Source organism: Mucilaginibacter sp. P5_A6 (assembly GCF_056400585.1).
The window spans coordinates 25,803-48,724 of sequence record NZ_JBFUKZ010000014.1 but is presented as its reverse complement, the minus strand read 5'-3'; the positions used below and the strand labels follow the sequence as shown (position 1 = coordinate 48,724).

Genomic DNA, 22,922 nt, shown 5'->3' with positions numbered 1-22,922 from the left:
ATATTTAGGTACAGGATCATTTTCGCTGGCTGAGACAATATGCGTGTATGCCTGCGTTAACTCTTCCCGCCCAACGTCTCCATAATGGATACGTTACTGTACATTACACAGGGCGGCTAACGGGTCCCGGTTAACTTTTTAAAACATTTTCCCGTCAACAGGTATTATATATACATCTATGAAATCATTAACTAAAAACAAATTACCATGAACTCACTATTGTATATAATTGCCGTTATCCTGATAATTGGCTGGGCAATCGGCGTGTTTTTAACCTCTGTAGGCAGCCTCATCCATATATTACTGGTGATTGCTATAATTGCCGTATTGTTAGGTATCATCAGAAGGCCGACAGCTATTTAAGCCGAAGAAAAATATAGTTCCAACATTGGGGCTTGCTTAGTCCATTGGCAACCGTACCGGTCACAAAAGCCGCCCTGTTGCAAGCCGTTGCCGAAGCAAAAAAGCGCTGGCTAAAAAAGCCCCTCACTATATAAACAAACATTAAGCCGCTACGCAAACACGTAGCGGCTTAATGTTTTGCCCGGATTGCAATGTTGTATTAATGATTAAAACTCCACGTAAGCCAAAACTGTGTTTTGCTTCTTACTCCCATTGGCATCGGTAATAACCAAAACGCCTTTACGATATAGTGTTAACCCCTCCCAGTTATTCTTATTTCCGGGGAAAGTAGCCACCTGTTCCCATTTGCCGTCTCTTCGGTTTTTGAGCCTCATAATGCGGGCATAAGTGGTTTTAGATGATTGTAAATATCCGGCATCTTTAACCAAACTATCCCGCAGATCGGGGATAGTGTTTTTTATATTTTCTTCCTGGTGGTTGAGTTTGTCGTTATCCAGGTAGTATTTATAATCGCCGTTCCAGAAGTAGTTGATACCATAAATTGCATCTTTAGCACCAGCAGTAATATCTGTTACCCTGAAATATAGCTGAGGGGTCTTAATTGCTTCCGGCTGATTGGCAAATGAGGTATCAATTACATAGCCCTGCCCGCCGGCGGGCATCCCGTTATATTCGTAATAAGCAAGCAGCTTTTTTTTGTTGGGCAGCCAGGTAACAGCCTCAAAGCCTGCGTTGGAAATAAGTTCCGGTCGTTTTAGGCTGACGATGTGCAGCGGATCAATAATTACCTGGTTGTTAACGGTATCGAGCCTGGCTTTCAGCAGGTAGCAATTTTCATACTTATCATCAGTCTCGATAGATAAAAACGCGGTATTGTTTACAATGCTTATCGCCTCAAAGCCCTCGTATTTATCGCCCACATTATCCGGCAGTTTATCAAGGTTTATCACCTTCAGGGTTTTATAGGCTGATAATGCACTATCCTTGCCATCAACCACGCGGCTAATGCTATCGGTACGCAAACTATAGATCAAAAATTCGCCCTTTAAATTATCCTTTTTTACAAGGGTTTTATGGTCGCCATATTGTGGCAGCAGGTATACGCGGTTACCGTAGTTACACATGCCCGAATATTCCTCGCCAACTCCGCTGATTGCTTTTGGCAAGGGAATGTTTTTGTATTTATTTTGACCATAAGCAAAGGCAGAGAAACACAAGGTTGCAGCCAATAGTAACGGGAGTTTTTTACACATATGGATTATACTGATACAAAACTAAATATACATTTTATTTTGGTTGTAATGTAAGAGTTACCTGTAGGTAAAAAAAGGGGTTCGGGTTGCGGGTTGCGAGGTTCGGGGATTTGTTATTGCGGGCGATGCTTATTGCAAACGGCGATATGGCGAAGAAGATACGCCCCGCACCTCGTTCCACGCATCCCGCAACTCGAACCTCGCAACCCGAGCCCCGCAACCCGCGCCAAATTCCTCCCCGCCGCCAATAAAACCCTATATTTACAGCTAACACTAAAAGATTTAACAAAATTTAACATTTAAACGTGGAATTTTTTTAGCAGAAAAAAGTTTGTGTGTTTAAGTTTGCTCTCGAAATAAAAAAGGGTTCATGGAAGAATTAAATATTAATACCGAAAATGTTTCATCGGGCGCTGTTACCGGTAGCACATCGTATTCAACCGATATCAGGGCGCTGAACGAAATGATACAAAAGGAAAGTGCCTTTATCGATCTGCTTAAAATGGAGATGGATAAAGTGATCATTGGGCAAAAATATATGGTTGAACGTTTGCTGATCGGTTTATTAGCCGATGGGCATATCCTGCTGGAAGGTGTACCGGGACTGGCAAAAACCTTAGCCATCAATACGCTGGCCAAAGCTATCCAGGCTGATTATAGCCGGATCCAGTTTACTCCCGATTTGTTACCTGCCGATTTAGTTGGTACCATGATCTATAACCAGAAAAAGGAAGAGTTCATTGTTCGTAAAGGTCCGCTGTTCTCCAACTTCATTCTTGCCGATGAGATCAACCGTGCACCTGCCAAAGTGCAGAGCGCATTGTTAGAGGCCATGCAGGAGCGCCAGGTAACCATTGGCGATAATACCTTCCCGCTGCCAAATCCATTTTTGGTGCTGGCAACACAAAACCCTATTGAGCAGGAGGGTACTTACCCGCTGCCTGAGGCGCAGGTTGACCGTTTTATGCTGAAGGTGGTGATTACTTACCCGGATAAGGAAGAAGAAAAGAAAATTATCCGCGCCAACATATTACCCGGCGGTATGCTGAAACCTTCACCGATCATTAAGCCCGAAGAGATAGTTCGTGCACGTAAGATCGTTCGCGAGGTTTATATGGACGAGAAGATTGAGCAATACATCATAGATATTGTTTTCGCTACCCGTTTCCCCGAGCAGTTTAAACTGGCGCATTATAAAAACCTCATCACTTTTGGCGCGTCGCCAAGGGCAAGTATCAACCTGGCTTTGGCTGCCAAGGCTTATGCCTTCATCAAACGCCGCGGTTATGTGATCCCGGAGGATGTGCGTGCTATTTGTCACGATGTGTTACGCCATCGTATAGGTTTAAGTTACGAGGCCGAGGCCGAGAATATCACCAGCGAAAATATTATTACGGGGATCTTGAACGCGGTAGAGGTACCGTAAGGCATTCTCAACGCCCTCATTAACCCCGTTGCCATTTTGATGAGCCAGCGGAGGGCATGAGGGCAAGGCCGGATCTGCACAGTCCGTATAGCGAGGTGTAGGAGATTTCTCACTATCGTTCGAAATGACACTTTTTCTATTTTAATAAATTACAAATAAAAGTCTTCTCCTTTAGGAGAGGATTTAGGAGGGGTTAATGGCTAAGGATACCAAAGAGCTGCTAAAAAAGGTAAGGAAGATTGAGATAAAAACCCGTGGGCTAAGTAACCACTTATTTTCGGGCGAATATCATTCGGCTTTCAAGGGGCGGGGTATGGCCTTTAGCGAGGTGCGCGAGTACCAGCTTGGCGATGAGATCCGTACCATCGATTGGAACGTTACCGCCCGTTTTAACCACCCTTATGTAAAGGTGTTCGACGAGGAGCGCGAGCTTACCGTTATGCTGCTGATGGATGTGAGCGGATCTGAAAACTTTGGCACCCAAAACCAGCAAAAGCAGGATCTGGCTACCGAGCTTTGCGCGGTGCTTGCCTTTTCGGCCATCCAAAATAATGATAAAGTAGGGGTGATATTTTTTAGCGATAAGATAGAAAAGTTCATTCCTCCCAAAAAGGGGCGTACCCATATCCTGATGATCATCAGAGAGCTGATAGATTTTAAGCCGGAGAATAAAGGTACCAACGTTGCCGTGGCTTTGAAATATTTTACCAGCGTTATCAAAAAGAAATGTACAGCATTTATTCTTTCAGATTTTATCAGCCCCGGTTTTGAGGATGAGCTGAAGATAGCCAACAAAAAACATGATATTATTGCTTTAAGGCTGTATGATAAACATGAGGAAGAATTTCCTAACCTGGGCCTTATCCCGATGAAGGATGAGGAAACAGGCGAACTGCTTTGGGTAAATACAGCCGATGCGCATGTGCGCAATGCCTTTAAGGCCGATGGACTAAGAAGGAATGGCATGCTGAAGGATACATTTAAAAAATCTGGTGTTGATTTTACCAGCATCGGCACTCATGAATCATACGTAAAACCATTAATGACACTATTTAAAAAGCGGGAAGGCCGGAGATGATCAAGTTTTTTAAATATTCCCTGGTACTATTGCTTACAGGTACTTTTTACAATGCTTTTGCCCAGGCCCCACAGGCGGGCGCAAAGCTGGACAGGGCCACCATACTAATTGGCGAGCAAACTCAACTACACCTGAGTATTAAATTCCATGTGAAAGATAAAGTGGAATTCCCGGTACTGGCCGATTCTATTGCCGGGAAGGTGCAGATTGTAAGCAGCAAAACAGACACGGTGTTTGATAAAAACGATGTAAGCTTAGAAACTATCCATAAAAGTTATACCATTACCGGTTTTGATAGTGGTGCGTACGTAATACCATCATATGCATTTAAAACTACCGCAGGGCCGGCTTTTACTCAGCCGCTTACCTTAATGGTGCAGCCGGTAGCGGTAGATACCACCAAAGCTTTTTATGATATTAAGCAGCCGCTTGCCATAAAATATTCATTTATGGATTGGCTGCGCGATAACTGGCCATGGGTTGTTGGCGGACTACTTGTTATTTTAATTATAGCCGGCATTATTTATTACCTTAAAACAAGGCCCCAAAAGGTGGTAGTTATTGAGCCGCCCAAACCTAAAGTACCGGCCCATATTATAGCCTTGCAAAAACTTAATGCGCTGCGCGATAAAAAGCAATGGCAACAGGAACAGCAGGTAAAGCAGTTTTATATTGAACTGAGCGAGGTGATTCGTGAATACCTGGAGAATAGGTACGTCATAACAGCACACGAACAAACATCTGAGGAGATTTTTGCAAGTTTGAGGTTTATGGATATTGCTGATGAGAACAGGAACACGCTGCGCCAGACGCTTATCCTTGCCGATTTGGTGAAATTTGCCAAAGAAAAACCACTGCCTTTTGAAAATGAGCAAAGCCTGGAAAATGCCATCGGCTTTGTAAACAGAACACAGCAGGTATATCAGCCACAAACAGCTAAAGAAGAGGGGAACAAATGAGCTGGTTTAACGGAATAGAATTTGCCCATCCGGGATTTTTCTGGTTACTTATCAGCATACCTTTAATGGTTGGCTGGTACATCTGGAAACAAAAGCAACTGCAGGGTAGCCTGGGTGTGCCTGCCATAAAGGGATTTACAATAATTAAAAAAAGCATGCTGCCAAAGTTCAGGCATTATGCAATTGTGCTGCGCTCATTAGCTATGGCTGCGTTGGTTGTAGCGTTGGCAAGGCCGCAGTCGTCATTAAGCTGGCAAAACAGTACCACCGAGGGGATTGATATCATCATCGCTTCAGATATCTCGGGCAGTATGCTGGCCGAGGATTTTAAGCCCAACCGCCTGGAGGCCGGCAAAGAGATAGCCATTGATTTTATAAAAGGCCGCCCTGATGACCGTATTGGTTTGGTGGTTTTTAGTGGAGAAAGCTTTACACAATGCCCGCTCACCATTGACCATAGTGTTCTTATTAATATGTACAGCGATATTAAAAACGGGATGATCACCGATGGAACTGCCATAGGCATGGGCCTGGCAACCGCGGTGAACCGCCTGCGCGGCAGCGAAGCCAAAAGTAAAGTAGTGATATTGCTTACCGATGGCTCCAACAACTCGGGTTCGATACCGCCTATAACCGCTGCAGAAATTGCCAGGCAATTTAAGGTAAGAGTGTATACAGTAGGTTTGGGTACCAATGGCTTTGCGCCATACCCGGTACAAACACCTATGGGGGTTCAATACCAGCGCATGCCGGTAGTTATTGATGAAGGTACACTTTCAAAAATTGCCAGTATAACCGGCGGCAAATATTTCAGGGCCACCAATAACGAAACACTTAAGAATATTTACACACAGATAGATAAGTTGGAGAAAGCTAAGATTGATGTTACCCAGTACCGCAAAAAAACAGAAATGTTTTTGCCATGGGCCATTATTGCGCTGGTTTTATTATCGCTTGAATTTGTATTAAAAAACACCCTGTTTAAAGGGGCTTTAACTTAATAGATGCTACGTTTTGCACATATAGAATTTTTATGGGGATTGGTTATTATACCGGTGTTCATCATCCTGTTTTTAACAGTGAGCATCTGGAAAAAGAAAGCCATCTCATCGCTTGGGGATAAAAATGTGGTGAAGTTAATGATGCCGCAGGTTTCTATGTCGAGACCGTGGTGGAAATTCATTTTCTTTTTGGTTGCTTACGCCGTATTGATAGTAGGCACGGCCGACCCACAGATAGGTTCAAAAACCGAGGAGGTAAAACGCAAAGGTGCCGACCTGATGATACTGCTTGATGTATCAAACAGTATGCTTGCACAGGACCTTGCGCCTAATCGCCTGGAGAATGCCAAGCGGGCTATTGCCCAGCTGGTTGACCGTTTACATAATGATCGTATTGGTATCATCGTGTTTGCAGGGCAGGCCTATGTGCAGCTGCCCATCACAACAGATTACTCGGCAGCAAAGCTATTCCTCAATACCATTAACACCGATATGGTGCCCACGCAAGGCACGGCAATTGGTGCAGCAATAGATTTGGGCATGCAGTCGTTTGATTTTAAAAACGGAACAGGGAAGGCCATGATCATCATTACCGATGGGGAAAACCATGAAGATAACGCGGTGGAAGCAGCCTCAAACGCCAAAAACCGGGATGTATCTGTACATGTGGTTGGCGTTGGCTCGCAGGAAGGCGCTCCTATCCCTATTTATGAAAATGGCCGCCCGGCAGGTTTCCATACCGATAGCGTTGGTCAGCAGGTGATAAGTAAGCTAAACGAGGATATGGGTAAGGAAATATCAGCAGCAGGAGGAGGTGTTTACGTGAGGGCTAATAATACCAACAGCGGACTGGGCATTGTGATGGACCAGATCAACAAAATGCAGCGTAAAACTTTGGATACCAAGTCATTTAAAGATTTTGAAGACAGGTTCCAGTTTTTCCTGGCCATCGCTTTTGTATTACTGCTGATAGAGTTTTTTATATCAAACCGTAAAAACATGCGGCTGAGCGGGATAAAATTATTTGAAGTAAAAAAGTCATGAAGCAATTGATCATCGTTGTATTATTGGTACTGCAGGCTTCATTCCTTTTTGCCCAGCAGGAGAAAAAGTACATTAAAAAAGGTAACGAGCTTTACCTGGAAAAGAATTATAAAGAAGCCGAAGAGAATTACCGTAAATCTGTTGGAAAAACCGATAAAACGGTTGAGGGTAACTTTAACCTGGGCGATGCCCTGTACAAACAAAAGAAATTTGATGAGGCTCAGCAGCAATTTAATAAGATTGCATCTACATCAAACAATAAACAGGTTTTGGCCAATGCCTACCATAATTTAGGGAATTCCCTGTTGGAGAAGAAAAAGCTGGAAGAAAGTATTGCCGCCTATAAAAAATCGTTGCTGAATAACCCGACCGATAGCCAAACCCGGTACAACCTGGCATACGCCCAAAAAATGCTGAAAAAACAGCAGGACGATAAAAAGAAGCAGGACAAGAATAACAAAAACGATAAGAACAAAGACAAGGACAAAAAGAATAACGACGATAAGAACAAGGACGATAAAAATAAAGATAAGGACAAAAAAGATCAGGATAAAGACAAGAAAAATCAAGATAAGGATAAGAAAGATCAAGATAAAAAGGACCAGGATCAGCAAAACCAGCCGCAGCCCAATAACGTATCAAAAGATGATGCCGAACGGATGCTGGAAGCCCTGAACAATGATGAAAAGCAAACGCAGGATAAGCTGAAAAATAAAAAGCTGAAAGGCGCAAGGGTAAAAATCTCCAAAGACTGGTAAGCCCTATATTTATAACACATGAAGTTAAAGTATTACATATCGCTCCTCCTGCTGCTTTGTACCAGTGTGCTTTTTGCTGCCGATGTAAAATTCACCGCATCGGTTAGTAAAACCGAAGTGGGCACAACAGAGCAGTTTGAGGTTACCTTTAGCTTAAATGGAAACGGGGAAAGGTTTACCGCACCAGGCTTTAGCGGCTTTTTGGTGGTATCGGGACCTAATGTGTCCCAAAGCATGAGCATTATTAACGGTGCTTCATCCACAAGCATGGCTTACAGTTTTGACCTGGTGGCCGTTAAGCCGGGCACTTACACCATTGGGCCGGCAACAATAGTTGTTAACGGCAAAATGCTAAGCACCCAACCCATAAAAATAAAGGTTGTTAAGGGCACGACAGCCGCTTCGGCACAGCAGGCGGCAGCGGCTCAGCAACAACAACGGGGAGGGCAGGTTCAAAGTATTACATCGGGGCGGTCAAGGGATATTAACAAAGACCTGTTCATAAGGGCCGATGTAAGTAAAACCAACGCTTACATAGGCGAGCAGCTTACCCTAAGCTACCGCCTGTATACCCGGGTAGCGCTGGTAGGTAATGAACTGGAAAAAATGTCGGACCTGAATGGTTTTTACAGCCAGGAGATTAAAAATCAAGACCCCAACAATGTTCACTGGCGAATAGAAACCATAAAGGGACTAAAATATAATGTTACCGAGATCAAGCAGAACATTCTTTTTCCCGAACATGCCGGTAATATCACCATCGACCCGATGATCATGAATTTTATCGTGCGGGAGGCTGTACAATCTGCCGATCCCTTTGATGCCTTTTTTGGCGGCGGCAGCTATAATGATGTTAAATACAAAATTAAAAGTATCCCGGCGGTTATCCATGTAAAACCACTTCCCGAGGCCGGTAAGCCAGCAGGTTTCAGCGGCGCGGTAGGCCGGTTTTCTATCAATACATCGGTAGATAAAAAAGAGCTTAAAGCCAACGAGCCGCTCAACTACAAGATCACGGTAAGCGGCAAAGGAAACCTGAAGCTTTTGAAGCCGATGGCCCCCGAGTTCCCGGCTGATTTTGAAAAGTATGATCCCAAGGTAACCGACACCATTACCGATAATGAAAACGGCGAATCGGGTACCCGCGTTTATAATTATTTGCTGATACCCAGGCATGGCGGCAGCTTTAATATCGACCCGATCAAATTCTCGTACTTCGACCTGTCGGCAGGTAAATATGTAACGGTACAAACCAGGGGCTTCCCGATAAAGGTTGCAAAAAGTGCTACCGAAAATAATGTAACCTCCTTAGGCGATTCTGATAAGCAGGATGTTAAACTGCTGAATAAGGATATCCGCTATATAAAAACCGATGCCGGCGAGATTGCCAAAAATAAAGATGGTTTTTATGGTTCGCCCTTATATTACTTTCTGTTGATGTTTGGTCCGCTATCGTTTGCGGGTGCTTTGGTATATGGCAAATGGTACGAAGTGGCCAACAGCGACATGGTTAAGGTAAAAAGCCGCAAGGCCGGTAAAATTGCCGCCAAGCACCTGGCCAGCGCGAAGGCCCAGTTATCGGCAAATAATAAAAGCGCCTTTTACGAAAATGTGTTCAGGGGCCTGTATGGTTACCTGGGCGATAAGCTGAACATTGCCGCTGCCAACCTTAACCGCGAAAAGATTGCCACCGAGTTAAAAGCCCGGTCGTTAGATGAACCAACTATCAACGAATTGCTGGAAACATTAGACCTGTGCGATATGGCACGCTACGCGCCGGTTTCGGGTATATCAGAACAGCAGATGTTTGACAGGGCAAAAAACATGATCAATAACATTGAAGAAAAAATATAACATGCTGAAGCGTTGTATCTACCTGTTGCTGCTCATTATATCGCCATTACTGGCTTTTAGTAATGACGATGCCACCGCTTTGTTCAAAAAAGGGAACGATCTGTATCAAAAGTCAAAATACAAGGATGCCGCGGCTGCCTACCAAAAAATGGTAGACGATGGCTACCATTCATCAGCCCTGTATTTTAACTTAGGGAACGCTTATTACAAAACCGGCGATATAGCACCGGCTTTGCTTTACTACGAAAAAGCGCGCAAGCTATCCCCGGGCGACGAGGATATTCGGGTTAATATTCAATTTGCCAATTCAAAAACTGCAGATAAGATTGAAGAGCCAGCTGAGTTTTTTATCAGTAAATGGTGGCATGGCTTTATACTGGCTTTCCCTGCGGATACGCTGGCGGTGCTGAGTGTATTGCTTTTCCTGGCGGGATCGGGTTTGTTAATCCTTTACCGTTTTACTGGTTCTGTGGGTATAAAAAAAGCATCTTTCTATTCGGCTATAGTATTGTTGATCCTGGGGATGGGCACCGTTTTTATCGCCGGCAGGCAGGCCCGTTATTTTGAGGCCCATCACGAAGCCATTATTTTTACCCCCTCGGTAACAGTAAAAAGCGCACCTGTAGATTCATCCAAAGTTGTTTTTGTACTGCACGAAGGCACCAAAGTCAACATACTTGAAAGCAACAGCAAATGGGTAAAAATACGATTGGCTAATGGCAATGAAGGTTGGATTGGCAGCGGGGATGCGAAGGAAATATAAATCCACCATGTCATTGCGAGGCACGAAGCAATCGCAAACTATGCAGGTCGGATTTGCAAAGCTACACATATCCCGCCGTCATTGCGAGGTACGAAGCAATCGCAAACTATGCAGGTCGGATTTGCAAAGCTACTCTGTAAGTCGGGGATTGCTTCGTGCCTCGCAATGACGATCTATTCTAAAAGATGAAACTTTTTCAAACAAACCACCCCTTTTTTCCTTCCATAGCTGTAGCTCAATAAATAATTAACCTTACCTGTTACATATTAAACCATTGGCACGTTACCTAAGTCATAACACACAAAATATATAACATCACACATGAAGAAGCTATTTATCCTTGCAACCCTGCTAACATTTACTTATTCGGCCTTTGCGCAAACTGTTGATCTGCGCCGCAAAATAGAAGTTACCGGCACCGCCGAGCAGGAAGTTACCCCCGATATCATCAACGTTACCATTTCGCTGCAGGAATATATGGATGGTAAAAAACACATCCAGATCTCGGACCTCGAAGCCCAGCTCGAAAAAGCCGTTAAAGATGCCGGTATTCCCGCTGCCGACTTTACAGTGAACAACGTTTCGGCCTGGAATAATACCTTTCAAAAGAAAAAAGCACCTGATTTTTTGGCCGGTAAACAATATGGTCTGCGTATCCGCGATCTGAACAAATTTAACCAGATTGTATCCAAAATTGACCCAAAAGGTATACAGTCGACCAATATTGACAGCTACGATTATTCAAAGATCAATGAGTTAAAAAACGAGCTGAAATTAAAGGCCCTGCTTTCGGCCCGCGATAAAGCTTCATTCCTGGTGGCAGGCTTAGGCAACAAGCTGGGTGACGTACTTAATATAGCTGAAAGCGACAATAGCAGCTTTCCGCAACCTCGCCAATACAACACCATGGCGTTCAAATCTGCCGTGGCAGATGCCCCGGAATCCGACATCGACTTCAAGAAAATCAAAATCAGCCTGCAAATTAGCGCGGTTTTTGAGATAAAGTAAAAGCCCAACAACTTCCGAAGAGTTTTGACTGGCTAAACGTCCTGCCTATTATTAGGTAGGGCGTTTCTTTTTTTATAGGCTGCCAGCCCCCTCTAAATCTCCCCCGGTAGGGGAGACTTTTTGACTTTCAATTTTTTTTAGCCCTCCCTTCCGGGCTACCGTGTATCCTATCTTTTGGACCTCATCAATTATTAAAACCGATTGTCATTTCGAACGAACCAGAGTGGGAATTGAGCGCAGGCGTGAGGAGAAATCTCTTCTACACCCTGCTCGAAAGCATGCATGGTTGACTGTCTGTCGCATAAGATTTCTCTTTCGCGCCCCCTCTTTCCCCCTTTCGCTCAATGACATTTTCTTTTATTAAAAAGATGTGTACACACGGTAGGATTTACAGAGTAGCTGTGCAAATCCGCTCTGTATTTTGGGGATTGCTTCGTCGTACCTCCTCGCAATGACGATCACGAGATGATTGTGGTACCCATACATGTCATTACTTTTTTTTCCAGCTCGGCTGGTCGTACCTCGTACAATGACGGGCTTTTTACTTATTTATTAGGAATCCGAAAGCATTCATTTTTCCCAAAGTGTCAGCAGAACAGCTTCCGGCGAAAACGGGCAAAACAATGCCGGCCTGTGCGGCTGCAGGGCATAGGAAGTTTTTGCATGTGGGGAGGCCAAGCGCGCCGGGGCAAAATAATTCCAGCCCAGGTTTTGCCCGTTTTGCAGGGCAAAGGCCTCGAGCGCAAAGAAGCATTTCTGCTGACTTGAATTTTTTGGTCCTTTTTGTTTCAAGACAAAAAGGACTTGGCCCTCCCGCGGCCAAGAGCGGGCCGATGTTGGCCATTACCACAAAGTAATTTAGCACCCAAATAGCCGCTCTGTACAGTTGGGGATTGCTTCGTGCCTCGCAATGACGGGTTTTTTGTTGGTTTTAGATCGCGTATCCCCCTCAAACATTACTTTACCAATAAACGTTAATCAAAAACAAATAACAACACTATGCAATGGTTTGGCAGGCGCGAAAGCGATAACGTAGAGGATGGCCGCAGCGGTGGCGGCGGTCGCGGTTTTGCAGTGGGCGGCGGTATTGTTGGCCTTATAGCGGCAGCAATTTATTTTTTTACCGGGGTAGATCCCTCCAAACTGCTTAACCAGGTTGGCGGCAACAGCCAGCCCCAAACCGAACAGGTGGACGGTACCCACCCTACCGATAGCGCCGGCAGGTTTGTTGCCGTGGTACTGGCCGACACCGAAGATATCTGGACTAAACTTTTTACTGATATGGGCAAAAACTACGAAAAGCCCCGGTTGCGGCTTTTCCGCGATGGCGTACAATCGGGTTGTGGCAATGCCAGCTCGGCAAGCGGTCCGTTTTATTGCCCGGAAGATGCGAGGGTATATATCGACCTTTCTTTTTACGACGAACTCAAGAACCGTTTCGGTGCCGCCGGCGACTTTGCCCAGGCCTACGTTATAGCGCATGAGGTGGGTCATCATGTACAAAACCTGCTGGGTGTTACCGCAAAAGTCGACCGCGCCCGCAACCGCCTGAGCGAAAGCGAATACAACAAGCTCTCGGTAAAACTCGAACTCCAGGCCGACTTTTACGCCGGCGTATGGGCCCACTACGAGCAAAGCATGAAAAAAGTGCTCGACCCCGGCGACATCGAAGAAGCCCTCAACGCCGCCAACGCCATCGGCGACGACCGCCTGCAACAGCAAACCCAGGGCCGTGTAGAACCCGACAGCTTCACCCACGGCACCAGCGCCCAACGCGTATACTGGTTTAAAAAAGGCTACGAAACCGGCGACGTAAACCAGGGGAATACCTTTGCGGATGATAGGTATGCTGCGTTAGTCATTGGTCATTAGTCATTGGTCATTGGTGAGGTGGTGGTAAAATCCGGCATTCTGAAGGGAAAATGACTTTTTACAAGATTTGTCATCCTGAACGCAGTGAAGGATCTATTCGTCGATTGTACAGGGCGAAGAAGCATGGCTCTAAGTTCTACAGAGTACCCATTCAAAGTCCTTCGTCCGAACGTCCTTTGTCCAAAAATCCTTTGTCCATTCCTGGCATTCCCGCTGATAGAAGCGGTCAGGCTATCCGTTCATACGCCTTCAAGGCCTTAAGCGCGAGGCAGGTATCCACTTCTATCCTTAATGCGAAAACAACACCCCTCGAAAAGTCCTGCCGAACTTGTTTCGGCATCCCACATGCAAAGTAGCCGGCTGCTTTTAAAAAACCATTCCTTCCCCCAGGATTTTTTAATTTTACATTATGGCCGATGTACACTCAAAAGAAACCCGCAGTTATAACATGTCGCGGATTAAAGGCAAGGATACCAAACCCGAGCTTTTAGTACGTAAGTTTCTGCATAAAAACGGTTTCCGTTACCGTCTGCACGTAAAGGATTTGCCTGGCAAGCCCGATATAGTATTGCCCAAATACAAAACAGTGATTTTTATTCATGGATGCTTTTGGCATGGACATGAGGGATGCCGGTTTTATGTTGTGCCCAAAACCCGAACTGAATGGTGGCTAAATAAAATTAACGGCAATACAGCTAACGACACCAAAGCAGAAAGTTTACTACAGGCCGATGGCTGGAGGGTTATTAAAATATGGGAGTGTGAGTTAAAAAAAGCAATGAGGGAAGATACTTTGAAAAATATTATTAAAATATTTAAGGACGATAATAGAAATTTGATAAATTAGTGGTTTTTTCTTCCGTAATTTATGCGTGCATTTTATAGACTTATTTGCGGGCGCTGGTGGCCTTTCAGAGGGATTCAAACGAGCGGGGTTTACTCCTATTGCTCACGTTGAATCAAATACTGCAGCTTGTTTTACTTTAAAAACAAGGCAGGCATATTATTATCTAAAATCTAAAGATCAAATTCAAGTTTATTATGATTATTTAAAGGGTAATATTAACAGGAAGGAGTTATATGAAAATATTCCCGGTGAAATATTAGATTCAGTCATAAATCAGGAAATTGGTCAAAATACCAATGAGGCTATTTTTAATAAGATAGACAATTTAATTGGGAATGCCGAAGTGGATCTAATTGTGGGTGGACCTCCTTGCCAGGCTTACTCAATTATGGGTAGGAGTGCGTTAAAGCATAAAAAAAACGATCCCCGCAAAGAGCTTTATAAGGAGTATGGCAAATATTTATTAAAATATAAACCTAAGCTTTTTGTGTTTGAAAATGTTCCCGGACTTAAAAGTTCTGATAAGGGTAAACATTATAAAAATCTAAAAAAATACTTTCGATCGATAGGTTATAGAATAGATGAACGGCAATTGAATTCTTGGGATTTTGGCGTAATTCAAAATCGAGAAAGATTAATAATTATTGGATGGAGACAAGACATTGATTTTGAGTATCCGGTTTTTGAAAAAAATGAAGAAAAAAGGTCGAGTACTGACTTATTTAGTGATCTGCCACCATTAAAACCTAATCAGGGTTTCCGTTGGTGCAACTATGAAACACCTACAAACGAATACTTGGGCAATAGTCTTATCAGAAATGGGATTGATTTTGTGACTCAACATATTACAAGACCACATAATGATAATGACCTTAATATATACAAATTAGCTATTGAGCAATTATCTAAAGGAATAAGGATAAAGAACAGTGAAATTAAAGAAGAACTAAGGACACAGAAAAATACAACTGATTTTTTAGATCGCTTTAAAGTTGTTGGTCCGGTTCCACATACAATGATTGCCCACATAGCAAACGATGGACATCATTTCATACATCCCGATATTTCACAACTACGTTCTATATCAGTTAGAGAAGCTGCAAGAATACAATCTTTTCCAGATGACTTTTATTTTGAGGGCATTAAGGAAGATAAAAACCGGACAGCCTCTTTTAGACAAATTGGGAATGCTGTGCCGCCATTAATGGCAGAGATGGTAGCGAAAAAGATAAAAATATATTTCGATGGCAAAAAATAATCCTACATTCAAACCAAGAGCCCGCTTAATATTACAACTTGGTGACCAGCTGATTAAGAACGAAAGTATTGCCATATTAGAACTTGTAAAAAACTCATATGATGCAGATGCATCTTACGTAGAGGTTTCTATGAAAGATTTAGATTCACGCCTCTTTGGTGTTATCACAATTGAAGACGATGGTGAAGGCATGGATAAATCAACCGTCCAAAATGTGTGGCTAGAATTAGGAAATGATAACAAAAAAAAGCTTGTTGAAGCGAATACTAAAACCAAAAAATTTCATCGTCTCCCAATCGGCGAAAAAGGAATTGGAAGATTTGGACTGCATAAATTAGGAAATGAAATTACGATAACATCTAAGAAAGCAGGAAAAAAAGAGGTCTATTTTTCGATAAATTTTCGGGAATTTGAAGAAAAGGCATATCTAAACGAAATACCAATTATCATTAAGGAGAGAGAGGCCGAAGTATTTAAGAACGGTACAACTGGAACGCTAATCGAAATATCGAATATTCATAATGAATGGGATAGAACTTCTGTAAGGAAAGTTTATCGGTCGCTATTAAATCTAAATTCTCCCTTTAATAAAAAAGATGCATTTAAAGTAAAATTTAAACTTGACAAGAAAGGGTGGATAGATGACCTTTTAAAGTTTGAACAAATAAAGTCTTATAGTTTATATTATTTCAAAGTAACTGTTGAAGGGAATAAAATATCAGAGTTTAAATATGAATTCAGACCCTGGACAACCTTAGATAAGGTAAAAGGAAGAGCCGTCAATATTGACGATCAGCCGATAAAAGCCGAATTAACTTTGAATTATTACGAAGATGTACTTGACGAAAAGACCCAAAAAATAAAAAAACAATTAGTTCCATTAATTTTAGATGAAAAAAAAATAGGCCCCATAATTTTTGAAGGTTATATTTTTACTTTGTCTCCCAAGCTTTTAAGCTATGCGCTGGCTACAGGAAAGGACGACTTGAGAAACTATTTGAGTGATAATGGTGGGATTAGCATTTATAGAGATGGGCTTCGAATTAATGAATATGGGGATCAGGGTAATGACTGGCTTAATCTTGACATAAGAAGGGTAAATACCCCGGGCGAAAAAATCAGCAATAACCTAATTCTTGCTACAATTGAGCTTTCCCGCGAAAAAAGTAAGGGTTTAATTGAAAAAACAAATCGTGAAGGTTTTATTGATAACGAGCATTTTAGAAATTTCAAAAATTCAATAAATTATGTAATTGATAAAATTGAGGAATTAAGAATTGACGATAAAGAATCGCTTAATGAGCACTATAATAGCCCAAAGATTAGTGAGCCTGTTATAGAAGAACTCGAAAAATTAAGATATACAGTAAAAAATCAGGTAGATAATGAAGTAGTCAGAAATAAATTGCTTAAAAATTTAGATACTGTTGAAAAGGAATATAATCGGGTTAATGAAATACTATTGACATCCGCTGGTGCTGGGTTAAGTTTAAGCATTGTACTTCATGAGGTCGAAAAAATAACTTTAGAATTAAATTCTGTTGCCAAAAAAGAATTGGCATCAATAAAAATTTTGAAGCTCTCAGAACATCTTACCGATTTAATAAAAGGATATGGCGATATAATTAGACAATCTAAGTACGGCAAGGATGATTTAAAACCCCTATTAAAGGGAGCATTGTTTAATGTTGAATACAGATTGGAAAATCACAATATAGAAGTATTAAATAACACTAAAGTGTTTATTGGAGATTCTACAATAAGTTGCTCAAAAAGATTAATTTTAGGTTCAATATTAAATATTTTGGATAATTCTATTTATTGGCTTGATAGAAAAGAATATCAACTTAAAGATGATAAATACCAAAAAAAGATATTTGTCAGTATTATTGATGATGATAATTTTATTAAATTAATCTTGGCTGACAATGGCACAGGATTTACTATGTCTCCTTCACATTCTATTAAGCCTTTCATTTCCAAAAAAAGTGGAGGAATGGGTTTAGGTTTGCATATTACCAATGAAATAATGAAGGCACATAAAGGTTTTTTAGAATTTCCGGAGTTTGTAGAATTTAATATCCCCGCCGAGTTTAAAGGTGGAGCTTTAGTTGCCTTATCATTTCCTAAAATAAAAAAATGATCTTACCAAATAATGGCAAAGTCGTCATCATTGATGATGTTCCAGCTGAAGTATCAGGGTTAATGGGTGCTTTGTCGAAAGAAAAAATTCCGTTTCACTATTATCAAGCCGAGGACGGCTCTGATTTGCCTGATAGTCATTTAGATAACATTCGATTAATCTTTTTAGATTTGATGCTAATTAATGATGATGAAAATACGAAAGATGCCGTTGTTATTGGAGCAATTGCAACCAGATTGAAGCAAATACTATCAATTAAAAACGGGCCTTATGCATTAGTTATTTGGAGTACAAAAGAAAAACAATATAAAAACAAACTTGCTAAAGAGTTCAAAGGCAATCTTAGAAATTACAAACCGTTAATGACCCTAAGTATGGATAAGGCAAATTCTCATAATTTGCCTCTAATCAAGAAAGAACTCAAGAAGAAATTATTAAAGTTTAAATCGTTTAACAGTTTTCTGATCTACGAATCGTTGGTAAACAATTCTGTTGGAGAGTTAACCAATGAGTTTTCTTCTGTTTATCCTATCGATGAACAATGGGAACAAAATGTTCAAGGAATGTTTTACAGCTTGGCCGAGGGAGTTGCTGGTAGAAGCGTTTCAGGATATTCCTCAAGTAAATTATTAAAAACAGCCTTCTCATCATTGTCAATGACGTTTAATGACACACTTGAAAAAAATATCCACTCACAACAAACGGTAACGTCGTTAAAGAAAATCTCGCTTAACCCTTTAAAAACGGTTTTAGAGACAGCTTATCTAAATACAAAGCTTCATTTACTTTATCAGCCTAACGGCCTTGAACATAGGCATACTGGCAATCTATATTTTATAGATGTTGACTCTCATGACATTAATGAGATGATGACATTGAGTGTTTTTAAAAGTCTACAAATTTTGGAACAGGCAAAAAAGAATTCGAGTAAGTTGATTGAACTTGACGTAACACCATTGTGTGACTATGCTCAAAACAAAGCAAAATATACAAGATTACTTCCTGGCGTAGCATTCGCGTTAGGCGACACATCTATAGAAAACTATTTAACGAAGTTAAAGCCAGAATATACATATTTATTGTGTCCTCCAATTATTATTGACAAAATACCACATTGGCTTTTTTTTGATTACCGCTTTTTGATTTCCAGTACAACTAATAATTTGACAAATAGGATTAAAACAAAATATAGATTGAAATCTGAAATAGTAAATGATATTCAAACCAATTTAGGTAAGCACATAAATAGACCGGGTATTATATCATTAAAATAATGAAAATAGATTGGACTCACGATCAACTTATTTTGGCATTTAATCTTTATTGTAAACTTGGCTTTTCCAAAATAAAATATACCCATCCTGCAATAATAGAATTATCAAAGCTAATTGATCGGACACCATCGGCAGTTGCATTTAAACTTGTAAACTTTGCCCGATTGGATCCAGAGCTACAAAAAAGAGGTGTCAAAGGCATGGATCATGGGAGCAAAGGAGAAGAGATAATCTGGGCAGAGTTTAATAATAATTGGGACGAACTTGCGTATCAAAGCGAATTATTGTTAGCCCGATATAAACATATGCCTGTTTATGAATTGGCCGATATCGATTTAATTGAAATTCCGAGGGAGGGATTAGAAAGAGAAGCATTAGTGAAAGTTCGTGTTAATCAAAGCTTCTTCAGAAAAACAATATTAGCGTCGTATGACAACAGATGCTGCATTACAGGCATCTCAATACCTCAATTACTTGTAGCAAGCCATATAATACCGTGGGCTAAAGACAAAGATAACCGGGTAAACCCCCACAATGGACTGTGTTTAAATGCCCTTCACGACAAAGCATTTGATAAAGGTTTGATTACAATTACTCCTGATTTTCAAATTAAGGTGTCGCCATATTTATTGGAAACAAAAAATAAGGAAACATTGAGCTTCATTTTAAATCTACCAAAACAAGGCATGGTAAAACCACAACGCTTCGTACCATTAAGCGCCTTTTTAGAATATCACAATACAAATATTTTTAAAGCCTGATGTGATGATCTCCCCGGCCATGCAAAATATAGAAATGGGTAAGATTTTTTATTAAAATCGTTAATTATCAACCATATTTGTCTTAAATTTATACATGGGCTTTTTTAAAAACTTCGGTATCAATTACCAATCATTAACAGAATTATCAGAAATTGAGTTGACTGCATTGGTTAACAAAATGTCGCGCGAAGACCTGGTTGAATGGCTCTCATGGAATGACCCGAATGGAATTTACAATGATGAACAATCTCTAAAAGAATTAGGTAACATAATCTCACTTGAAGAAGGTAGGGAGATATTGCTAAGGCAGGTAGAAGAAAATCGGGTCATTGTATAACTGTCTGTGATTCATCTTGTAGGGTTAGTAATTTAAAATCGGCTAAAGTTCACTTATCTCCGATTGCCCAACCCAACCCATCCCGCTAAATTGCCGCATGGCAAACATCCAATTCAATTACCTGTACCGCGATGGTAGCAACTATAAAAAGTACGGCTCGGTAACCTTCGTCAACTCCGGCAATATCAGCCTTAAGGAACTTTCCACCCTCATCCAATCCAAACTAATCGACCAAACCTGGTTTTACCACAACCACTGGCATTTGCCCGATCTCCGGGATATTTTCGATCCTGAAGTTGACCCCACCTGGCATGAGTTTGAAAACGTGGTGTACACTGCCGATAGGGCGGACATTAAAAATCAACTATCGGATTTTATAGGTTTGGTGAAAAATACTGATTATGCTTACTGACCAGCCCTCCTTCGAATAATAATAATTTAACAGTAAATTATTTAAACAATAAAAGCGCGCATACACAAAATATGACTGAATGTTTTTAATATTTTGTATTTTCGGGGATTAATTTTATTAATCAGGTGTTATTATTTTTTTCCTAAATGTGGAATTGCGTGTTAACCCATTGCCGGCTTAATTAATTTAAACAATACCATGCGAACTGACGAGATTATTGCGAAAATAAATTCTTTCCTGTCTGAAGAATTTGAGGTAGATATAGATACAATTACCCCCGGCGCGGTTTTAAAAGATACCCTTGGCCTTGATAGCCTGGACTATATTGATCTTGTGGTGGTAATTGAAACCAATTTTTCGTTTAAAGTACAGCCCGAGGATTTTGCCGCTATTGTTACCTTCCAGGATTTTTACGATTACGTAGCCATTAAAGTACAGCCAAAGGAGCTTGTTTAAATGTCGTCCTGGAAAGGAAAATCTAAAGGGAAACCCTGGGGGTATTCCATTTTTCTGGCTATCTTAAAACTGGCGGGTGTTGGCCCTGCTTACTTCCTTTTAAGGTTTGTTTCCTTTTACTATGTTGTTTTTTCGTACCGGTCGTCAAAAAGCATCTATTACTATTTCCACAGTCGGCTGGGGTATTCGCGCATAAAAGCCTTGTTTAAGGTTTATCAAAACTATTACATTTTTGGCCAAAGCATTATTGATAAGGTGGTTGTAATGTCGGGCATGCCCAATAAATTCACCTTTGAGTTTGATGGCAGGCATAACCTGGATGAAATAGCCGGTATGGGTAAAGGCGGTTTGCTGTTAAGCGCCCATATAGGCAGCTGGGAAATTGCAGGTAACCTGCTTAGCACTATTGATACCCGCATTAACATTGTGATGTATGATGGCGAAGATCAGCAGATAAAGGCCTTTATGGAAAAGGTAACCGGCAAATACAGCGTTAACATCATTGTGATTAAAAACGACCTTTCGCACATCTTCAAAATAAACGAAGCTTTTCAGCATAACGAACTGGTATGCATGCATGCCGACAGGTACCTGGAGGGCAATAAAACCATCACCAAAAATTTCCTGGGGCGGGATGCTAAATTTCCCCTGGGTCCGTTTGTTTTGGCGGCTAAATTCAAGGTGCCGGTAGCTTATGTGTTTGCCATGAAGGAAACTAAGTTTCATTATCATTTTTATGCCAGTACAATAAAGGAATATTTACATTTGGGCAAAGAAGCCGGGATGGAGCAAATGACGGGCGATTTTGTAGGCGAGATGGAAAAGTACGTGAAAAAGTACCCCGAGCAATGGTATAACTATTATAACTTTTGGCAATAAAAACAAGTTGATGAGAGGAACTGTTCAAATAAAGTGATGAAACCTGTTTTTATTGTTGCCGATAATATCCTGTCGCCGGTTGGCGATACTGCTGCCGAAAACTTTGAAAGGCTAACCCAAAATATTTCGGGCGTTAAACAACATGCAGGTGGCCACAGGTCGGATGTGCCTTTCTATGCTGCCTTATTTGATGATGATCACCGGTTTATAACAACCGAAAATAATTATACCAAATTTGAGCAACTGCTTATCGCCTCGGTTACCGATGCTTTAAAAGATAGCGGGGTTGACAGTGCCGATAAAAAAACGGTACTCATCATCTCCACCACCAAAGGCAATATCAGCATGCTGGAAACCGCTGCCGATGACCCGGAACTAAATCACCGCATTGCGCTTACCACCTCGGCAAAATTAGTTGCCGATAGCCTGGGTTTTGTAAATCAGCCATTGATTGTTTCGCATGCCTGTATCTCGGGCCTGGTAGCGCTCATTACAGGTTTGCGTTTATTGCAGACCGGCCAGTATGAAAACGCCGTTGTTGTGGGTGCCGATGTGATCACGAGGTTTGTGCTGTCGGGCTTTCAATCGTTCCAGGCCGTAAGTCCTGAACCCTGCAAGCCATTTGATGCCCTGCGCGATGGTATTAACTTAGGCGAAGGCGCGGGTACGGTTATCCTGTCGTCAAACGCCAGATATGCCAATGGCATAAAGCTGGCAGGTGGTTCAATAAGCAATGATGCCAACCATATCTCCGGTCCATCCAAAACCGGCGAAGAGCTTTTTTACGCGATAGAAGCCGCTTTAAAAAGTGCCGGTGTTGAGGCAGATGCTATCGATTTTATATCGGCCCACGGCACCGCAACCCTTTATAACGACGAGATGGAAGCAAAGGCAATAAACCTGGCGGGGATGCAGGCTATCCCGGTTAATAGTTTAAAAGGATATTACGGGCATACCTTAGGTGCGTCGGGTATTATTGAAACCATTATAGCCGCCCACTCTTTAAAACAAAATGTAATTATCCCCACAAAAGGGTTTAGTCAACCGGGGGTAAGCCAGCCCATTAATGTTGCCGCCGAATTGCAATATTTGCCTTTAACCAACTGCCTTAAAACGGCATCGGGTTTTGGGGGATGCAACGCGGCAATTGTACTTACTAAATAAAAGCCGAAAGCA

General features: G+C 41.6%; 23 protein-coding genes. 21 read left to right on the top strand and 2 right to left on the bottom strand.

Annotated elements, in window-relative coordinates:
- The first annotated feature begins 207 nt into the window (after positions 1-207).
- Entirely contained in the window at positions 208-363 is a 156-nt protein-coding gene (locus AC1DO4_RS15845; protein ID WP_477417477.1) for a lmo0937 family membrane protein, read from the top strand.
- Between the two features lie 206 nt (positions 364-569).
- Here AC1DO4_RS15845 and AC1DO4_RS15840 read toward each other — a convergent pair whose 3' ends face one another.
- Positions 570-1,616 carry a hypothetical protein gene (locus AC1DO4_RS15840; protein ID WP_477417475.1) on the bottom strand — a complete coding sequence of 349 codons (1,047 nt, stop codon included), beginning with the start codon at positions 1,614-1,616 and terminating at the stop codon, positions 570-572.
- Between the two features lie 370 nt (positions 1,617-1,986).
- Here AC1DO4_RS15840 and AC1DO4_RS15835 point away from each other — a divergent pair, with 370 nt between their 5' ends.
- From AC1DO4_RS15835 to AC1DO4_RS15795, 9 genes are all read left to right on the top strand, one after another.
- Positions 1,987-3,042: an AAA family ATPase gene (locus AC1DO4_RS15835; protein ID WP_477401711.1), complete on the top strand. Its 1,056-nt coding sequence runs from the start codon at positions 1,987-1,989 to the stop codon at positions 3,040-3,042.
- A 196-nt stretch (positions 3,043-3,238) separates the two neighbouring features.
- Positions 3,239-4,120, top strand: a complete 882-nt coding sequence (locus AC1DO4_RS15830; RefSeq protein WP_477417473.1) for a DUF58 domain-containing protein — start codon at positions 3,239-3,241, stop codon at positions 4,118-4,120.
- The gene (locus tag AC1DO4_RS15825) at positions 4,117-5,079 is read left to right on the top strand and encodes a hypothetical protein (protein ID WP_477417471.1); all 963 of its coding nucleotides are present in this window, start codon (positions 4,117-4,119) and stop codon (positions 5,077-5,079) included. Before AC1DO4_RS15830 ends, AC1DO4_RS15825 begins: the two co-directional genes overlap by 4 nt.
- Positions 5,076-6,080, top strand: a complete 1,005-nt coding sequence (locus AC1DO4_RS15820; protein WP_477417469.1) for a vWA domain-containing protein — start codon at positions 5,076-5,078, stop codon at positions 6,078-6,080. Before AC1DO4_RS15825 ends, AC1DO4_RS15820 begins: the two co-directional genes overlap by 4 nt.
- Before the next feature lie 3 nt (positions 6,081-6,083).
- Positions 6,084-7,124 carry a vWA domain-containing protein gene (locus tag AC1DO4_RS15815; RefSeq protein ID WP_477417467.1) on the top strand — a complete coding sequence of 347 codons (1,041 nt, stop codon included), beginning with the start codon at positions 6,084-6,086 and terminating at the stop codon, positions 7,122-7,124.
- On the top strand, positions 7,121-7,882 hold the full coding sequence (locus AC1DO4_RS15810; RefSeq protein ID WP_477417465.1) for a tetratricopeptide repeat protein: 762 nt from the start codon (positions 7,121-7,123) through the stop codon (positions 7,880-7,882). Before AC1DO4_RS15815 ends, AC1DO4_RS15810 begins: the two co-directional genes overlap by 4 nt.
- A gap of 18 nt (positions 7,883-7,900) precedes the next feature.
- Positions 7,901-9,736 (top strand): BatD family protein, encoded by a 1,836-nt coding sequence (locus AC1DO4_RS15805; protein WP_477417463.1) that lies wholly within the window; start codon positions 7,901-7,903, stop codon positions 9,734-9,736.
- A gap of 1 nt (position 9,737) precedes the next feature.
- A complete protein-coding gene (locus tag AC1DO4_RS15800; protein ID WP_477417461.1) occupies positions 9,738-10,499 on the top strand; it encodes a tetratricopeptide repeat protein in 762 nt (253 codons plus the stop codon).
- A gap of 321 nt (positions 10,500-10,820) precedes the next feature.
- Complete coding sequence (locus tag AC1DO4_RS15795; RefSeq protein WP_477417459.1) at positions 10,821-11,507, top strand: SIMPL domain-containing protein; 687 nt, start codon at positions 10,821-10,823, stop codon at positions 11,505-11,507.
- 570 nt (positions 11,508-12,077) lie between these two features.
- Here AC1DO4_RS15795 and AC1DO4_RS15790 read toward each other — a convergent pair.
- Complete coding sequence (locus AC1DO4_RS15790) at positions 12,078-12,299, bottom strand: hypothetical protein (protein ID WP_477417457.1); 222 nt, start codon at positions 12,297-12,299, stop codon at positions 12,078-12,080.
- Between the two features lie 207 nt (positions 12,300-12,506).
- Here AC1DO4_RS15790 and ypfJ point away from each other — a divergent pair, with 207 nt between their 5' ends.
- From ypfJ to AC1DO4_RS15735, 11 genes are all read left to right on the top strand, one after another.
- Positions 12,507-13,379 carry a KPN_02809 family neutral zinc metallopeptidase gene (gene ypfJ / locus AC1DO4_RS15785; RefSeq protein WP_477417455.1) on the top strand — a complete coding sequence of 291 codons (873 nt, stop codon included), beginning with the start codon at positions 12,507-12,509 and terminating at the stop codon, positions 13,377-13,379.
- A gap of 409 nt (positions 13,380-13,788) precedes the next feature.
- Positions 13,789-14,226 carry a very short patch repair endonuclease gene (locus AC1DO4_RS15780; protein ID WP_477417452.1) on the top strand — a complete coding sequence of 146 codons (438 nt, stop codon included), beginning with the start codon at positions 13,789-13,791 and terminating at the stop codon, positions 14,224-14,226.
- 25 nt (positions 14,227-14,251) lie between these two features.
- The gene (locus tag AC1DO4_RS15775; RefSeq protein ID WP_477417450.1) at positions 14,252-15,484 is read left to right on the top strand and encodes a DNA cytosine methyltransferase; all 1,233 of its coding nucleotides are present in this window, start codon (positions 14,252-14,254) and stop codon (positions 15,482-15,484) included.
- Positions 15,471-17,627, top strand: a complete 2,157-nt coding sequence (locus AC1DO4_RS15770) for an ATP-binding protein (protein WP_477417448.1) — start codon at positions 15,471-15,473, stop codon at positions 17,625-17,627. The genes AC1DO4_RS15775 and AC1DO4_RS15770 overlap by 14 nt, the downstream gene beginning before the upstream one ends.
- Complete coding sequence (locus tag AC1DO4_RS15765; protein WP_477417446.1) at positions 17,624-18,901, top strand: hypothetical protein; 1,278 nt, start codon at positions 17,624-17,626, stop codon at positions 18,899-18,901. The genes AC1DO4_RS15770 and AC1DO4_RS15765 overlap by 4 nt, the downstream gene beginning before the upstream one ends.
- Entirely contained in the window at positions 18,901-19,662 is a 762-nt protein-coding gene (locus AC1DO4_RS15760; RefSeq protein ID WP_477417443.1) for an HNH endonuclease, read from the top strand. The genes AC1DO4_RS15765 and AC1DO4_RS15760 overlap by 1 nt, the downstream gene beginning before the upstream one ends.
- A 94-nt stretch (positions 19,663-19,756) precedes the next feature.
- Positions 19,757-19,999, top strand: coding sequence for a hypothetical protein (locus AC1DO4_RS15755; protein WP_477417441.1), 243 nt, complete (start codon positions 19,757-19,759; stop codon positions 19,997-19,999).
- 97 nt (positions 20,000-20,096) lie between these two features.
- A complete protein-coding gene (locus AC1DO4_RS15750) occupies positions 20,097-20,411 on the top strand; it encodes a hypothetical protein (protein ID WP_477417439.1) in 315 nt (104 codons plus the stop codon).
- A 198-nt stretch (positions 20,412-20,609) separates the two neighbouring features.
- Positions 20,610-20,867 (top strand): acyl carrier protein, encoded by a 258-nt coding sequence (locus AC1DO4_RS15745; RefSeq protein WP_477402563.1) that lies wholly within the window; start codon positions 20,610-20,612, stop codon positions 20,865-20,867.
- The gene (locus AC1DO4_RS15740; RefSeq protein WP_477417437.1) at positions 20,868-21,746 is read left to right on the top strand and encodes an LpxL/LpxP family acyltransferase; all 879 of its coding nucleotides are present in this window, start codon (positions 20,868-20,870) and stop codon (positions 21,744-21,746) included.
- 36 nt (positions 21,747-21,782) lie between these two features.
- The gene (locus AC1DO4_RS15735) at positions 21,783-22,910 is read left to right on the top strand and encodes a beta-ketoacyl synthase N-terminal-like domain-containing protein (RefSeq protein WP_477417435.1); all 1,128 of its coding nucleotides are present in this window, start codon (positions 21,783-21,785) and stop codon (positions 22,908-22,910) included.
- Positions 22,911-22,922 lie beyond the last annotated feature (12 nt).

Excerpts from the sequence above, each read along its gene's own strand:
- AC1DO4_RS15835 (WP_477401711.1), top strand. The coding sequence starts at position 1,987 with ATGGAAGAATTAAATATTAATACCGAAAATGTTTCATCGGGCGCTGTT.
- AC1DO4_RS15800 (WP_477417461.1), top strand. The coding sequence starts at position 9,738 with ATGCTGAAGCGTTGTATCTACCTGTTGCTGCTCATTATATCGCCATTA.
- AC1DO4_RS15815 (WP_477417467.1), top strand. The coding sequence starts at position 6,084 with ATGCTACGTTTTGCACATATAGAATTTTTATGGGGATTGGTTATTATA.
- ypfJ (WP_477417455.1), top strand. The coding sequence starts at position 12,507 with ATGCAATGGTTTGGCAGGCGCGAAAGCGATAACGTAGAGGATGGCCGC.
- AC1DO4_RS15770 (WP_477417448.1), top strand. The coding sequence starts at position 15,471 with ATGGCAAAAAATAATCCTACATTCAAACCAAGAGCCCGCTTAATATTA.
- AC1DO4_RS15760 (WP_477417443.1), top strand. The coding sequence starts at position 18,901 with ATGAAAATAGATTGGACTCACGATCAACTTATTTTGGCATTTAATCTT.
- AC1DO4_RS15795 (WP_477417459.1), top strand. The coding sequence starts at position 10,821 with ATGAAGAAGCTATTTATCCTTGCAACCCTGCTAACATTTACTTATTCG.
- AC1DO4_RS15740 (WP_477417437.1), top strand. The coding sequence starts at position 20,868 with ATGTCGTCCTGGAAAGGAAAATCTAAAGGGAAACCCTGGGGGTATTCC.
- AC1DO4_RS15810 (WP_477417465.1), top strand. The coding sequence starts at position 7,121 with ATGAAGCAATTGATCATCGTTGTATTATTGGTACTGCAGGCTTCATTC.
- AC1DO4_RS15805 (WP_477417463.1), top strand. The coding sequence starts at position 7,901 with ATGAAGTTAAAGTATTACATATCGCTCCTCCTGCTGCTTTGTACCAGT.
- AC1DO4_RS15780 (WP_477417452.1), top strand. The coding sequence starts at position 13,789 with ATGGCCGATGTACACTCAAAAGAAACCCGCAGTTATAACATGTCGCGG.
- AC1DO4_RS15735 (WP_477417435.1), top strand. The coding sequence starts at position 21,783 with ATGAAACCTGTTTTTATTGTTGCCGATAATATCCTGTCGCCGGTTGGC.
- AC1DO4_RS15845 (WP_477417477.1), top strand. The coding sequence starts at position 208 with ATGAACTCACTATTGTATATAATTGCCGTTATCCTGATAATTGGCTGG.
- AC1DO4_RS15820 (WP_477417469.1), top strand. The coding sequence starts at position 5,076 with ATGAGCTGGTTTAACGGAATAGAATTTGCCCATCCGGGATTTTTCTGG.
- AC1DO4_RS15765 (WP_477417446.1), top strand. The coding sequence starts at position 17,624 with ATGATCTTACCAAATAATGGCAAAGTCGTCATCATTGATGATGTTCCA.
- AC1DO4_RS15840 (WP_477417475.1), bottom strand. The coding sequence starts at position 1,616 with ATGTGTAAAAAACTCCCGTTACTATTGGCTGCAACCTTGTGTTTCTCT.
- AC1DO4_RS15745 (WP_477402563.1), top strand. The coding sequence starts at position 20,610 with ATGCGAACTGACGAGATTATTGCGAAAATAAATTCTTTCCTGTCTGAA.
- AC1DO4_RS15755 (WP_477417441.1), top strand. The coding sequence starts at position 19,757 with ATGGGCTTTTTTAAAAACTTCGGTATCAATTACCAATCATTAACAGAA.
- AC1DO4_RS15830 (WP_477417473.1), top strand. The coding sequence starts at position 3,239 with ATGGCTAAGGATACCAAAGAGCTGCTAAAAAAGGTAAGGAAGATTGAG.
- AC1DO4_RS15825 (WP_477417471.1), top strand. The coding sequence starts at position 4,117 with ATGATCAAGTTTTTTAAATATTCCCTGGTACTATTGCTTACAGGTACT.
- AC1DO4_RS15750 (WP_477417439.1), top strand. The coding sequence starts at position 20,097 with ATGGCAAACATCCAATTCAATTACCTGTACCGCGATGGTAGCAACTAT.